Raw genomic sequence first — 15048 nt, forward strand, 5'->3', positions numbered from 1 at the left:
GCATTATGTTGAATTATTAGCTTTTCTATTGTGAATTTTTCATATATTGAAATGTTGTAAATAATATCGTTGGCATATTAGATAATTAGCTATTTCCGTCCTATTGTTAATGTCAAAAAGCATTTTACCTTTATCCTATCCCCGTATTTCTCCCGGAAGCTTGATAATAGTCACTTTAGCACCCGCAGATAAGCCTCGTTCCTCTGGTGGAACAACAATCAGACAATCACTATCCTTGATCGTGACCATCACGGAAGATTCGTCTATCGCTGCTGGAATGGCATAAAGGCTGCCTTCACGGATCTCTAATCGCGCTCTAACAAATCGGGTAAAGTCATTTACTCTGTTATAATCTGCACCGAGTGTGGCGCTCCATTCTGGTAAGAACGGCTGTGACGCACACTGCATTAATCTGATAACCGGACGTGCGAACAATTGAAAACCAACGAAACAAGCACCTGGATTACCTGATAGGGCTAACAGCAGCTTACCACCTCTAACAGCAGCAGTGGTTACACTCCCCGGACGCATCGTCACTTTATTAAATAACATATCTCCACTCTGTTCACGAACCAAATCGCCCATAATATCATAATCTCCTACCGATACTCCACCCGTAGTGATTACAAAATCATAGGTTTCCAGCGCCATCTGTACTTTACTTCGAGCCAGCTCCAGATCATCCACAATAGATCCCAGCATCACGGGCTCCCCACCTGCCTCTTTGACTAAAGCTTCGAGCATGGGTGAGTTGCTGTTTCGAATTTTGCCAGGCTGTAGTGGTTCATGTACCTCTAGCAGCTCTGTGCCTGTCGCAAAGATAGCTACCTTGGGCCGACGATAGACTTTCACTGTATGTATGCCAAACGCTGCCAGAACAGCTATATCCCCCGCAGAGATTAATCGTCCCGCTGGCAGCACTAGCTCACCAGAGCTTAACTCCAGCCCCATCGGTGTGATATTAGACTTCGCTTCCTGCTTCTTTCGAATACCTACGTAAGTCTTTCCTTCCTCCTCACGTGTCTCCGTTACTTCTAGCATAACTACAGTATCTGCCCCTAACGGCACTTGTGCTCCAGTCATTATCCTTGCTGCTGTTCCCGAAGTTATATCTACCGAAGCCACAGCGCCACATGGAATATTGTCCACCATTTCTAACCATACGACTTGTCCATTTACACAGTGATTGGTATCTGCTGCAATAATTGCATATCCATCCATGCTAGAACGGTTAAACGCGGGAAAAGAATGTGGCGCAATCACTTCCTCAGCCAAATAACGTCCACAGACCTCATTCAATGAGACCTCCTGTGACTCTAGCGGATTCGCAAATTTGATTATTTTGGCCTGTACCTCTTTTACTTGAAGCGCGCTGCGCTGAAATTTATGATCCTTCATACCATACCTCCGCTCTAAATCGTCCGTTTTTTGCAGTACAATAGGTACTATTTTAACATGAGCTATCCTGAAGTAAAATGAATGGTGGAAACGACATTAAATCCTTTACCGATTTCATCTACGTAATTACAAAAAAAAGATGCGATCTCAAGATCACATCTCTTACGATTCATGTCTAGGATGCTCTAATTACCTTCACATCACCAGGAATTACTTTCTCCCCTTCATACAGCATGAACCGTCCATGTTGCCATTCTACACGCAGAAGCCGAGAATCATCTGACTGATATTGCCATACATGCTGCTCTCCACCATTCATAAAAGGGGTTTGGCCTAGGGCAGCAACATATCCATCATACTCTTCCTCCAGAAAAAATGTATAATCATCCAGTTCAAGTGTTGTTGGAACCTCAGCAGGATTATCTAAGCGCCCATCAATAGGTTTATATAAACCATATTGCAGCTGTTCCCGCTCCTCAATATGCAAATAGGCAATTTGACTACCATCTCTTAATGTCAGCACTACCGCATTTCGTCCGCGATTATGGGTCCTGCCGGTTACCTCGTAGGTAACGAGCGATACTTCACAGATGTCTCCGGGAGACAAATTAAGCATACTTTTCTGAACTTCCTGTGCCGCTGGTTTGGAGAAAAGATTACCTATACGTTTCCATATACTCAACTTGATCGTTCCCCCTACATAAATGCAGAAATAATTAAAGCTCCCGTAATTTGCAGTGAGCCTGATAATAAGCCGTACCCGATTTTGCCAAGCTGTGTACCATGATCCAGATCCAGACTCCCCCATTTAGCCAAGAGGAGACGGACCGTTCTTTCCAATATAAGCAAAAGAAAAAAAGATACAATCGAGATCAGCAAAGCATCTGGCAGGCTGTTAGAAGCAGCTATCGATGATGATAAAATGAATGCCTGTGCCAATAGCTTCATTACAAAACGTGTAGTAACTGCCATATTTCCAGCCTTTAACTCTTCTAAATCATTGTATCGAGTGAAGAGTGAATCTACGAACATCAGCACAAACAGCAACACCGCGCCGCTCACTGTCCACACGACCATGGACACCAGGATATGGAAATCCATTCTAATAGCCCCCGCTTATTCATTTTGCATGCTGTCATAAGCATAGATAAAGCGAAGAGGAAACGATATTCCTGTCTCCCCTTCGCCTGTGAACATCAGCCGTGAAACGGCTAAGATCAAATGTTATTGCTTCTCGTATTGTTTCATCAGAGCAGCCAATTCATCTTCTACTGCTTGATCTTTGTTCAACTTCTCGAACTCATCATCAAGTGATTTGTTGCCCGAGCTCATCTCGTTGCTAGCTTCGGCTTGAGCTTCTGCTTGCAGCATTTTTTCTTCCATACGTTTCAGGCCAGCAGATGCGGAATCAGAGCTGAAACCGCTCATCGCTTTATTAATTTCAGTTTGAGCTTTGGCAGCATTATAACGTGCAACCAAGGTTTCGCGTTTGTTCTTCATTTGAGTGAGCTGCTTACGCATCTCGTCAAGTTTGCCGCGAAGATTATCCGCTGATGCTTTGTTCTGGTCGAAGCTAGCTTTGTATTCTACCAGTTTAGCTTCAGCAGCCTTCTTCTCTTCCAGAGCACGGCGAGCGAGGTCAACATTACCAGCTTGAGCTGCAGCATGTGCCTGTTGCGTACGTTTGTTAACAAGTGCTTCCTGCTCTTCATATAGCTGCTTGAACTTTTTCTCAATAGCGATTTGAGCCGCTACCGCTTTTTCTGCATCTTCCAAATCTTCGGTCATATCACGAATGTACTGATCGGTCATCTTAATCGGGTCTTCTGCTTTGTCGATAATCGCATTCACGTTAGACATTGTTAAATCGCGCAATCTTTTAAATATAGACATGGTTTCATTCCTCCAAAAGATAATTTAAATACTCACTTGATATCTTTTACGCAGAATTGCCAATCCCGTTTCACATTTGTTGCGCTAAATATTGAATTACTTTATTATTTACGATCTCAACGACCTCTTTAATACCTTCTGCCGTGAGATCGTCGTAATGAATGCCCATAACCACTGTGACCGTCCTGTTTAAAGCCTCAGCTACCCTAATGGCAATATCTTCGCTTATCGTATGCTCTTTATGATGAGGAACCGCAGAGGTCTGCACTTCCACCCGCTCTCCATTTAAATACGCAGTACTTGCCGCTCCAATATGACGAACGCCCCCACTAATTACGAGTAAGAGATCACGTCCGACAGGCGTCGCCATCAGCTCAATATCCTCAGGGTTAATCTTGTTAGAAGTCAATAGTATCTCCTCACTACTCCACTTTAAATAATGCCACGTATTTCATCCAAGGATTGAATATTTTCTTGAACCATGAATTGCTCAAGCTCTTCAACAAGCTGGCTACCTGCTCTCAAATTCATGAAATTGTAGGTTCCTACTTGGATTACCGAAGCACCTGCCATAATAAATTCAATAATATCAGTAGCTGTGGTGATGCCCCCCATTCCGATTACTGGAATAGATATGTTCTGTGCGACTTGATGCACCATGCGCAAAGCAACTGGCTTAATCGCTGGTCCGGACAGTCCGGCATACAAGTTATTAAATACACTACTTCTCCGTCGCACATCAATTTTCATCCCGGAAATGGTGTTGATCAGCGAGACAGCATCTGCTCCCTCTGCCTCACACATTTGCGCCATCTCAACGATATTCTCAGCACCTGGAGACAGCTTTACCGCAAGTGGTAGCTTAGTGGCACGTCTAACAGCTTGTACTACTTTTTGCGCTTCTGAAGTCTTGATTCCAAATGCAATTCCGCCCTCTTTTACATTTGGACAGGAAATATTCAACTCAATCATATCAACAGCTGGTTTACCTGCGCTTGATCGAAGATCTGCATCATGCTGGATCATTTCTGCTCCAAGTACGTAATCCTCAAGCGTCCCGCCGCCAAGATTCACCAAACGGGCTGTATCGAGTGTTTCCCAATAAGGGCATTCTTTTTCCAAGAACGCAGCTACACCGGGATTTTCCAATCCTACACTATTCAGCATGCCAGAGGCTGTCTCATAAACTCGAGTGCCAGGGTTACCTGCTTTTGGATGGAGGGTGAGCCCTTTCCCTGAGATTCCACCTAGCAAAGATACATCATACAGCTTTCCATATTCACGACCAAAGCCGAATGTTCCTGAAGCCATTACAATCGGATTTTTAAAATGAACGCCTGCAATTGTTGTACTCATCTTAGTCATGAAAAATCACCTCCTCAGAAAGGAACACGGGTCCATCTGCACAGGCTTTTCGCTGACCATCACGACAAGAAACACTACAAACAAGACAGGCACCAATGCCGCAAGCCATTCGGTTCTCTAGAGAGAGATAAACTTTTGTATTGCTTCCTGCCTCTTCGGCCGCTATGCCTTTAAGCTGTGCAGCTTTAAGCATAGGATGTGGGCCGCAAACGAAAACATGATCATATTGACTAAAATCCACACGATCCAAAATAAATCCGCCTACATCTACTGTAAGCTCGGCTGCTAATGGACGAAAAGCTTCTGTCCGGTAAGCTTCCCGACTAAAACCTAGAAAGATATCACAACTAGGCAGCTGCTTTGCACAATAATATAGCGGCGCTATTCCGATTCCACCACCAATAAGTGCAACCTTGCCTTCGACCTGTGGGAATCCCATGCCAAAAGGCCCTTCAAGCTCCACTGAGTCACCAGGAGTCAACCGTGAAAATATCTCAGTGCCTTCCCCCACTACGTGATATAAAAATTCGACACTATCTTCTTTTACTTCATGTATACTTAACGGTCTGGAAAGGATCGGATAAGCATCCCATGCCCGTAACATGTAGAATTGACCCATTTCACCGCCGCTATTCGTTTCAACTTTAAGGTGGTACACTCCGTCAGTTAGCCGATCGTTACTTAAAACCATCCCCACGTTATCAAGCTCCTTCAAATTTTATCTTTATTAAGATTGCCTTAGAAGGAGCATAAAATCTGTGACAAACTTCACATTCAAAGCGCGCTATCCCTTTTTCCAGATCCCGCGTTCATAAGGTTTGGGTACATTACGTACGCTTCCAAGCGCCTCTTCCGCATGTAAAGCCCAATAGGGATCGCTCAACATCCCACGGCCAACGGCTATCAGCTCTGCCCGTTCTTCCGCGACGATGGACTGTGCCTCAGTAAAGGATTCAAGCCGCCCCACTGTAATTACAGGCACCTGTAATTCACTACGGATAAACTCTGCCAGATCCACTTGATAAGCAGGGCCTGCATTGGGCCCTCCATTTGAACCTATAGGACCTTCTCCTCCAGAAGAAACATGGAACAGATCCACTCCAGCATTCTTATACCGTCGGCAAATATCCAGAGCGTATTCAGCATCATATCCACCCTCTACATATTCCTTCGCAGATATTCTCATAATCAATGGCATGTCTACAGGAACCACTTCTCGGACTGCTTTAACTACCTGTTCTCCGAACAACGCAGGATCTTGTCCATATTCATCATCTCTGGTATTCGTCAATGGAGAATGAAACTGGTGAATTAAATAACCATGTGCACCATGAATTTCGACCGTATCAAATCCTGCCTCTATAGCTCTGCGCGCCCCTTCACGGAAGGCCTCAATTAATTCTGAAATTCCTTTTTTAGAAAGGGCCTGTGGCGTTTTGAAATTAGCATCAAAAGGAATTGCTGATGGAGCCACAGGCGGCTCTGCATCCACAGCTTTTCGTCCAGCATGTCCTAATTGAACAGCGATTTTTGATCCATACGCATGAACACCATCCGTGATTCTACGATAAGCTTCAATTTGCGAATCACTCCAGATTCCTGTATCTCGATTAGTGATTCTACCATCTGGATGTACGCCAGTCATTTCCACGATAATAAATCCTGTACCGCCAATAGCACGGCTTACATAATGAACATAATGCCAATCATTAGGGATGCCATCCTCTTTATCCACCGAATACTGGCACATAGGTGGCATGACAATACGATTCTTCAGCGATAACCCCTTCAATTCATACGGTGCAAACAAATCAGACATTCATGTCTCCATCCTTCCGTAATCTGTAATTGACTCGGGAATTCCCCGTTCTATTAGTATACACGCATTGGTTCCTTCAAGAAATCTTAACCAATACTGTATTGTTATCAGCATAAATCTACCCATCTATGGAGATAACAATTAAGAATATGACGGTGATCAGGTAGTAAAGGAGGCAGATGGGGATGTATTTTCAACGGAGAGGTCAGAAACTGCTTGTAATATTAGGAACAATCATAACTATGCTATTCCCAACCTATTCTTCAGAGGTTGCGTCAGCGCCTGTGCAGAGTCAGAAGACTCCGCAAGAACAAACACAAAGTGTACCCGCTTCAGACGAAGATACGGCAATTTCAGCAGGTAGCGCTGCTACAAATAGTTCGACACTTAACAGCAATAAAAACACTAAAGGTCTGACATTAAGTCAGCTATTACACAAATACCCAGAGACTTTTAAGACTAGTGGACCTCGGAATAAAGTCATAGCACTTACTTTTGATGATGTTCCTGATCCAAGATTTACCCCCCAATTGCTTAACATCCTGAAAAAATACAATGTCAAAGCAACCTTCTTTGTGGTGGGAAGCCGAGCAAAAAAACATCCAGCTTTGGTGAAAAGAATGATTAGAGAAGGACATGCGATTGGAAATCACTCGTATAACCACCCTCAGTTTGTAAAGCTTGCGATGAATGATTTTCAATCACAAATCATAAAGACCGAGGATATTATACAAACCTTGGCCGGATATAAACCACGACTAATTCGCCCACCCTATGGGGATATCAGTGAACAGCAGCTAAAATGGGCAAAAAGCCATGGCTACACGCTCGTGAATTGGAATGTGGACTCATTGGACTGGAAAGGACTTTCCAAAAACCAAGTCAGAAATAATATTCTAGCCCATATTGGGAGAGGAGCGATTATTCTTCAGCACGGTGGAGGCGGTCCAGGTAGTCATCTACAGGGAACGATTCAGGCTTTACCTGAAGTAATCACTATTATGCGCAAGCGGGGCTATACTTTCGTTACCGTTCCTCAATTACTACAAGTGTCCAAAAGTAAATAAATTACCCCCAAATATATATTTTATAATACGCAAAAAACGGAGGCAGCCGCTAAGGACTTCCTCCGTTTCCTGTGTAACCTTATTTTAGAACTTTTCATATCTCATAGGTATTCTCTCTATTTTTATCTATCTATTTAACAATGTATAATTGTACATATTGATAACCGAATGATGATACAAAGCTTTGGCTACCAGGGATAAAGATATCGATACGATTGCCTTTTATAGCACCGCCCACATCCGTTGCCGTTGCTAAGAATGCATCTTTAGGCAATCCATCATGTGAATGGCCTGTCACCAATACTTTGGTACCGAGAGGAATCACATTTGGATCAACAGCAATAGTTCCAAGCTTGAGAGGATTTCCGAAATAATCTACTGCACCCCATCCGCCGTTCTCACTGCTTGCAGAAGAATAAGCTGAAGCTTTGACTTGAATCGATTTGTCATAATTAAAGGACTTACCCCATGCTTCAACTGTTTTGGACTCTGAGTTTACATTCAGACTTGGTGTAATCACTGGTGATTTGTCAGTTGTAGTTACGGACTCAGCTTGCATCTTACTAGGAATAGTAATTTCAAGACCTTCGTAAATGTTAAGTGCTGCAACGTTTGGGTTTGCTTTCATTAATTCATTCACACCTACATTATATTGCTTGGATAAAGTATAAAAAGTGTTGCCATCCTTAGCGATATGAACGCTGTCTGCATGAGCTGGAACGGCATGCAGTAATGCACTGATTCCCATAATTGCAGCAAGGGTTTTAATTGTTCTAAATCTGTTCTTCATAATTGCCTCCTCATTAGATGGGCGTGAACGGTATCACTTCCGTATACGCTCGTGTACATTTTAAGTACTTATGTACAACCCGTGTGTGATTTCTTGATGTGTTGCAGTCTTTTGTAAAACTGACAGGACTTAATATATCACAATTTTGTAACCTGTGCTTATGTAATTGTTACCATTGTGAAAAATCAAGTTTCAATATTGTCATTTTTCCGGATTGTAGTTAACATATTTTTCATTATGTTAACTACATTAAAAGATACATGCACCATTTTTAAAAATTATCATATAAAATTCCCGAAGATTTTACATAGCGTTAACATTTCATGCTTTATCCAATAGTAGAATGATAGAATATGATAAATAGAATAGATATAGACAACGAATCATATTTGGAGGTCCCATGAATACAGAAGAGAATAAAAACAACCAAAGCAGCCCAGCCACCGCTTACCTCAATAGAGATTTGAGCTGGATCGAATTTAACCGACGCGTGCTGAAAGAAGCTCAAGACCCTGATAATCCGCTAATGGAACGAGCTAGATTTCTGGCTATCGTCTCAAGCAACCTTGATGAATTCATAAGCGTTCGAGTGGCAGGAATTCAAGATCAAATCCGGGCAGGCTATACTAAAAAAGATTTCACTGGCTACACCCCTTCCGGTCTGTACAAACGTCTCATCAAGCGAGTTACCAAAATTGTTGCCGACCAATACCGGATTTTCCGTGATATTTCACGGAGTTTGCATAAAGAAGGTATCGTTTTTGTGGATTATGAGGATCTCACTCATGCACAGGAACAGTCCATAGAACAATATTACCGGGATATCATCTATCCTGTACTTACGCCAATGGCTGTAGATCAGAGTCGACCGTTTCCACTCGTACATAGCCAATTTATCTATTTAGCAGTAGTTCTTACTCGTAAGAATGGCCTTGAAGAAGAGCCTTTTTTTGCTATTCTGCAAATTCCATCTAATCTGCCAAGATGTATCCCGCTACCACACCGGTCTAACAGTAAGAAACGGCAGTTCGTATTTATAGAGGATGTCATCCGTCATCACATTCAAACTTTATTTAGTGGTTATGAGCCCGTTGCTGTTAGTGAATTTCGTTTGACCCGCAACTCTGATCTCACGATCGACGAAGAAGGGGCCGAGGATCTTCTAGAAGAGATTGAAAAGGAGCTGCGCAAGCGTCGCCGCGGTGTTCCAGCAAGACTTGAAGTACAAAAAGGAATTCATCCATATGCCTTGGAACAGCTGCAAGCTGAGTTTGAAATTGAAGATTTCGTATTCGAAATTGAAGGTCCGCTAGATCTAAGTTTCCTTCGTAATTTCGCCGGCAGTATTAAGGGCTTTAGTTACTTAAACTATCCAAGCATTGAACCCGTCTACCCTGCTGAATTTGAAGAGAACGAGGATTTCTTCGAGGTATTACGTGAGCGGGATGTTCTGGTCTACCACCCTTACGAATCCTTTGATGCGATGACGGACTTTATCATTCAAGCCTCAGAGGACGAACAAGTGATGGCCATTAAGATGACTTTATACCGCGTGAGCGGAAACTCTCCTCTGATCACCGCACTCGCTAATGCTGCTGAATCCGGAAAACAGGTAACAGTGGTTGTTGAGTTAAAAGCCAGATTTGATGAGGAACGGAACATCGCTTGGGCTCGCCAACTTGAAAAATCCGGATGCCATGTCGTTTATGGTCTTGTTGGACTCAAAACACATGCCAAAGTCACCTTGATTGTTCGTCAGGAAGGCCATGAATTACGTCGTTACGTGCATGTAGGCACAGGAAATTACAATGACAGTACCGCCAAAGTCTACACGGATCTAAGTCTATTTACTGCTCAAAGCGATATCGGACTTGATGCTTCCGAGCTGTTTAATCAAATGACTGGCTATTCCGCTGATTTTGACTGGAATTCCTTCATTGTAGCTCCAACGGACATGAGCCTTTCCTTACAAAAGCTAATGAAGCGTGAAGCGGAGCATGCTGCAGCTGGAAGACCTGCACGTATCATTGCCAAAATGAACTCACTCTCTAATCAACAAGTCATCGACGATTTATATGGTGCCGCACAGGCCGGTGTATCTATCGATTTAATCGTTCGGGGGGTTTGTTGTCTTCGTCCGGGGATTGAAGGTTTGAGCGAAAACATTACGGTTCGCAGTATTGTCGACCGCTTTCTGGAGCATTCAAGAATTTACTATTTTGAAAATGGCGGGAAGCCTGAGGTGTATTTATCCAGCGCAGACTGGATGACTAGAAACCTAACCCGACGGATCGAGCTGATGTGTCCGGTAAGAGACAGCAATATTCGTAAACAAATCGTAAAGATTCTTGAACTATCCCTTAAAGATAATGTGAAAGCCAGCTTCTTACAGCCTAATGGGTATTACGAGCAACCAGACGACAAAAAGGCCCCTTTCCGGAGCCAGTTCGCAGCAATGGATGTTACACGTTGGAAGGAAAATCGAGTTTTACCTTCACCGCCCAAGCATTCTTAAATGCTTTCAAGGCGTTCTCAATGTCCTCTAGACCAATCAGAAGCGCTGAAGCGCCCTCAAGATCCAGATTAAGAGTATTGCCGTGGAGATTAGCCTTCAGGCCGCTTACAATCCCGATCTCGGTGCTGTCTAGTGCAATGCTAAGCTGTACAAGCGATCCGAGCTTATGAATCCACTCTTCGTCGGAAGGCAGTAAAATGTCCTTATACATCTGGGACAATTTCTGCTTCCGGCTTTTTGTGCTATACGAGGCAATCATCGCGCACAGGATAAGCTGGCGGTGTGTCAGTCCACGAATCGGTGAATTCATCAGCCAATACAGGGTGTGTCGTTTAGATTGATAATAGTTAATGTTAGACCCTGTCCGATGTAGCATGATGGATACATAAATTAACATCTCATGTTCAGCTTTATTCTCCTCATCCTTGAACGCGTCAAACAGACTTAGAGCAAGTTTGTTAATATGATCTAAATACCGTTTAGAAGTACGAATATCAAACCGAATAATCGTATTTAAACTGTATTCAAGCGCACTGTCTCGCACCGGTTGCTCCGGCTTTAGTAGATCATGTAGCATACCTTCCCTGAGCCCCTCCCCGCTGATTAAAGCCTGGCTAGCCCCAATATACTGATATACCGTATGGAAAATAATCAACCCGGATACGATGATATCTGCTCGACTCTTAGACAACCCATCTAAGTCTTTACGCTTATCATAAGGCATTGAAGGTAATGTGTTCATAAAATGCTCAATCGTCTCACTGGCCATGGTGTAACCGTGAGAGTTAGGTAATGAGTATGCTCTAGTCTTTTGATGCAGCTTACCTAGAGAACGAACCGTACCTCCCAAACCAAACAGTGGAAGACCTGCTGTTGAGTTAAGCCAATCATGCTCTACCAATCTCCCCAGAACATAGGTCTCGAGCTTCTGAATCTGCTCTCCATTCCAGTTCCCACCTTGACCAAACATAAGATTGGTATTCACCGCTCCGAACGGAAAGGAAATACTATGTTGATAACGCCGCCCGCGAAAAAGTGTGATTTCAGTACTCCCGCCACCAATATCGATGACATAACCATCTTCAACATTAAATGCATTTATGACACCTAAGAAGCCAAAGTAAGCTTCCTGATGACCACTGATAACCTCAATGGGTATGGTTGAAGCTTCTGACAAAAAGGTAATAATTTCACTGGAGTTAGCAGCATTTCTGATTGCCGCTGTAGCGCCCGCACGAATGGTTTCTACATCAAAAGCATTGCAGATCTCCTTAAACTGGTGCAAGACTGGGATGATCGTCTCCATATCCTTCTGCTCCAGTCGACCTTCCTTCGTAATCTTCTCACTAAGACGCGCAGAGTACTTACACTCCTTGATGATCTTATAGCCTCCCTCCGGCGTTGTATCATAGATTACAAGACGTATGGAGTTAGAACCAATATCGATAATGCCTATCCGGCGCAGATCATCTCTCATTATGTATGTACTCCTTTTCAAGTTGTTTGACCATCTATTATACATGGTTTACATAAATAAATGAACTCAGTCCATTATATCCTCAAATTACGCAACTGTTAAAAAAATAAAGCGGCACCCGGATAACTTGCCCGAGCGCCGCTACAATTTGACTTACTTATAACACTTTACTTAAAAAATCCTGTGTACGTACATGCTGAGGATTTCCGAATACTTGTGCAGGTGTACCTTGCTCTACAATCACGCCGCCATCCATAAATAGAATACGGTCGCCCACTTCGCGTGCAAAGCCCATCTCATGCGTAACTATGACCATTGTCATCCCATCTTCTGCAAGCTTCTTCATAACCTCCAGCACCTCACCGACCATCTCTGGGTCAAGGGCTGAGGTTGGCTCGTCAAAGAGCATCACATGAGGCTGCATCGCCAGCGCCCGGGCAATCGCGATCCGCTGCTTCTGTCCTCCTGACAGTTGAGCAGGATAAGCATCCTTTTTATCTTCTAGGCCTACAGTCTTGAGCAGCTCCATTGCGAATTTATCAGCTTCGGACTGCTGCTGTTTTTTCACCTTAATCGGTGCTAGTGTAATGTTCTGCAGAACTGTTTTGTGAGGAAAGAGGTTAAACTGCTGAAATACCATTCCCATCTTCTCACGTGTGACATTAATATCGTGCTTTTTGGAGGTAATAGATTCACCTTCAAAAGTAATTTCGCCACCAGTTGGCTGCTCCAGGAGATTCAAACAGCGCAGAAAGGTACTTTTACCCGATCCACTCGGTCCGATAACGACGACGACCTCACCTTTATGAATCTCCAAGTCAATTCCCTTGAGAATTTCCAGCTTTCCGTAATTTTTTTGCAAGTTCTTAACGGCGATCATCGGTATTCAGCCTCCTTTCCAGTCTACCTAGGATCTTCGATAGCGTAAATGTCAGCACAAAGTACATAAATGCGATAATTACAAGTGGTGTCATACCATCGTAAGAAATCGTTGTAACCGTACGTGCTTGAAACATCAAATCCGTAACGCCGATAAAAGAAATAATCGATGATTCCTTGATAATGGTAATAAATTCATTTCCGATTGCCGGAAGAACACTCTTGAGTGCCTGCGGGAGTATGATATGGCGCATAGTCATCCCTTGCTTCATTCCAAGCGAACGGGCTGCCTCCATTTGTCCACGATCTACCCCTTGTATCCCAGCACGGAAAATCTCTGCAAGGTAAGCAGAACTGTTAATGGATAGAGTGATTGCCCCCGACTGAATCGGTGTAAACTCAATCCCGAATGTAGCCAATCCATAATGGATCAGAAACAGTTGTACAAGCATAGGTGTACCACGAAGGAATTCTACCCAGGCTGTTGCCAAGAAGCGAAGCACACCCCATTTGGACATACGTAGCAAGGAAACAATAATCCCTAGAATAAAACCAAAGAAGACGCCTAGAACAGCAAGCAGCAAGGTATACTGCAAACCGGTTAGGAAAAAATCACGATAATCATAAGCCATTTTAAATAAAGTAATGTCCATAACCTATCCTCCCATCTCCAAAAAAATAGAAAATAGCTTATTGTCGCTATTTTCTGTATACACATACAATTTACTTTAGCAGACTTTAAAAATATCCGTTGTTTCTTTACTTCGTGCTATCTGCAAGCTCACTAGCTGCCGTTACGTACTCATCAATTTTACCTTCTGAGTTTAAACGTGTCAGTGTGCTGTTCACTTGATCCAGTAGCTCTTTATTTCCTTTTTTAATACCAATAGCATAACCGTCATCTTCAACTTCTGGCTTAGCATCAGTAATTACAAGACCAGGAACATTCTTAACGAATGATTTGGCGACGGGCCCTTCAATGATAGCAGTATCTACACGATTGGATTGCAATTGTAGAACGATTTCGGAGATTTTACCAAGAGAAGTGATTTTCGCTCCCTCGATCCCTTTAGCAATTTCTTCTTGAATGGATCCAGTCTGCACACCAATTTTAGTACCTTTTACAGCATCCATAGTGGCGTATTTATCTTTGTCCGCTTCGCGCACAACAATCGCTTGCTCAGCCTTGTAATAAATGTCTGAAAGATCAACAGCTTTTTTACGTTCTTCCGTCGGGCTAAGTCCAGAAATTACAATATCTACTCTTCCGCTGGACAATTCGTTCAATAGTGAGTCGAATGGCAAGTCCTTAATTACAAGTTCAGCACCCATATCAGCAGCAATTTCCTTAGCGATATCGATATCGAAGCCCACGATAGTATCTTTACCGTCTACTACTTTATGGAATTCGTACGGAGGAAAATCTGCACTTGTGCCCATAGTAAGCTTCTTAGTAGCCCCACCGTTAGTTGCATTTCCACTTGCAGCGGTATCACTATCATTTTTATTTTGACCGCAGCCTGACAACAGGCCTACTGCTAATAACATACCTAAACTAAGTTTACCCCATTTGTTCATTTCTATATCTCCCCTATTCATATGAAAAAAATCCACGTTGTCTCTTTGACCGACTTATTATAAATCAGAACGCATGAATATGCAAAGGCATAATTGTGACATTAACTTCCTTTTATTGGGTTTCAAAGCAAAGAATTCATTCTTCTGAAACATATTATTCAACATTTATTCAAATTTTATATAATTTTATACATTTTTACTATTCCCTAACTTAACCAAATCATGCGGCAAATCACCCCTAATTTTCTTCAAAAAAAGGAGTGCACT

15 protein-coding genes are annotated in these 15048 nt (G+C 42.9%); 2 read left to right on the plus strand and 13 right to left on the minus strand.

Features of this window, described 5'->3' with window-relative positions; genetic code table 11:
- Positions 1-135: 135 nt before the first annotated feature.
- From glp to MHI27_RS16805, 8 genes are all read right to left on the minus strand, one after another.
- Positions 136-1398: a gephyrin-like molybdotransferase Glp gene (gene glp, locus MHI27_RS16770; RefSeq protein ID WP_405174249.1), complete on the minus strand. Its 1263-nt coding sequence runs from the start codon at positions 1396-1398 to the stop codon at positions 136-138.
- Positions 1399-1573: 175 nt separating this feature from the next.
- Entirely contained in the window at positions 1574-2080 is a 507-nt protein-coding gene (locus MHI27_RS16775; RefSeq protein ID WP_149647342.1) for a DUF4178 domain-containing protein, read from the minus strand.
- A 14-nt stretch (positions 2081-2094) separates the two neighbouring features.
- Positions 2095-2499, minus strand: coding sequence for a DUF350 domain-containing protein (locus MHI27_RS16780; RefSeq protein WP_042188754.1), 405 nt, complete (start codon positions 2497-2499; stop codon positions 2095-2097).
- A gap of 123 nt (positions 2500-2622) precedes the next feature.
- Positions 2623-3291, minus strand: coding sequence for a PspA/IM30 family protein (locus MHI27_RS16785; RefSeq protein ID WP_042188756.1), 669 nt, complete (start codon positions 3289-3291; stop codon positions 2623-2625).
- Positions 3292-3361: 70 nt separating this feature from the next.
- Positions 3362-3700: a hypothetical protein gene (locus tag MHI27_RS16790; RefSeq protein ID WP_341124980.1), complete on the minus strand. Its 339-nt coding sequence runs from the start codon at positions 3698-3700 to the stop codon at positions 3362-3364.
- Between the two features lie 23 nt (positions 3701-3723).
- Positions 3724-4656: a dihydroorotate dehydrogenase gene (locus MHI27_RS16795; RefSeq protein ID WP_341060987.1), complete on the minus strand. Its 933-nt coding sequence runs from the start codon at positions 4654-4656 to the stop codon at positions 3724-3726.
- The gene (locus MHI27_RS16800; RefSeq protein ID WP_405174250.1) at positions 4649-5353 is read right to left on the minus strand and encodes a dihydroorotate dehydrogenase electron transfer subunit; all 705 of its coding nucleotides are present in this window, start codon (positions 5351-5353) and stop codon (positions 4649-4651) included. Before MHI27_RS16800 ends, MHI27_RS16795 begins: the two co-directional genes overlap by 8 nt.
- An 87-nt stretch (positions 5354-5440) precedes the next feature.
- Positions 5441-6475, minus strand: coding sequence for an NADH:flavin oxidoreductase/NADH oxidase (locus tag MHI27_RS16805; protein WP_405174251.1), 1035 nt, complete (start codon positions 6473-6475; stop codon positions 5441-5443).
- Between the two features lie 185 nt (positions 6476-6660).
- On the opposite strand from MHI27_RS16805, the gene MHI27_RS16810 reads away from it, so the two are divergent.
- Positions 6661-7542 (plus strand): polysaccharide deacetylase family protein, encoded by an 882-nt coding sequence (locus MHI27_RS16810; protein ID WP_339796117.1) that lies wholly within the window; start codon positions 6661-6663, stop codon positions 7540-7542.
- A 130-nt stretch (positions 7543-7672) separates the two neighbouring features.
- On the opposite strand, the gene MHI27_RS16815 is transcribed toward MHI27_RS16810, so the two are convergent.
- Positions 7673-8332, minus strand: coding sequence for a 3D domain-containing protein (locus MHI27_RS16815; protein ID WP_149647339.1), 660 nt, complete (start codon positions 8330-8332; stop codon positions 7673-7675).
- Positions 8333-8732: 400 nt separating this feature from the next.
- Between MHI27_RS16815 and ppk1 the strand changes: the two genes are divergently transcribed.
- Complete coding sequence (ppk1, locus tag MHI27_RS16820; protein WP_339265039.1) at positions 8733-10847, plus strand: polyphosphate kinase 1; 2115 nt, start codon at positions 8733-8735, stop codon at positions 10845-10847.
- On the opposite strand, the gene MHI27_RS16825 is transcribed toward ppk1, so the two are convergent.
- From MHI27_RS16825 to MHI27_RS16840, 4 genes are all read right to left on the minus strand, one after another.
- Positions 10795-12324: a Ppx/GppA family phosphatase gene (locus MHI27_RS16825; RefSeq protein ID WP_405174252.1), complete on the minus strand. Its 1530-nt coding sequence runs from the start codon at positions 12322-12324 to the stop codon at positions 10795-10797. The two genes, ppk1 and MHI27_RS16825, sit on opposite strands and share 53 nt — an antisense overlap.
- 157 nt (positions 12325-12481) lie before the next feature.
- Complete coding sequence (locus MHI27_RS16830) at positions 12482-13204, minus strand: amino acid ABC transporter ATP-binding protein (protein ID WP_042188767.1); 723 nt, start codon at positions 13202-13204, stop codon at positions 12482-12484.
- The gene (locus tag MHI27_RS16835) at positions 13191-13856 is read right to left on the minus strand and encodes an amino acid ABC transporter permease (RefSeq protein ID WP_042128253.1); all 666 of its coding nucleotides are present in this window, start codon (positions 13854-13856) and stop codon (positions 13191-13193) included. Before MHI27_RS16835 ends, MHI27_RS16830 begins: the two co-directional genes overlap by 14 nt.
- 106 nt (positions 13857-13962) lie before the next feature.
- On the minus strand, positions 13963-14781 hold the full coding sequence (locus MHI27_RS16840) for a transporter substrate-binding domain-containing protein (protein WP_042188769.1): 819 nt from the start codon (positions 14779-14781) through the stop codon (positions 13963-13965).
- Between the last annotated feature and the right edge of the window lie 267 nt (positions 14782-15048).

Origin of the sequence: Paenibacillus sp. FSL H8-0261, assembly GCF_045040645.1 — a bacterium.
GTDB lineage: Bacteria > Bacillota > Bacilli > Paenibacillales > Paenibacillaceae > Paenibacillus_AQ.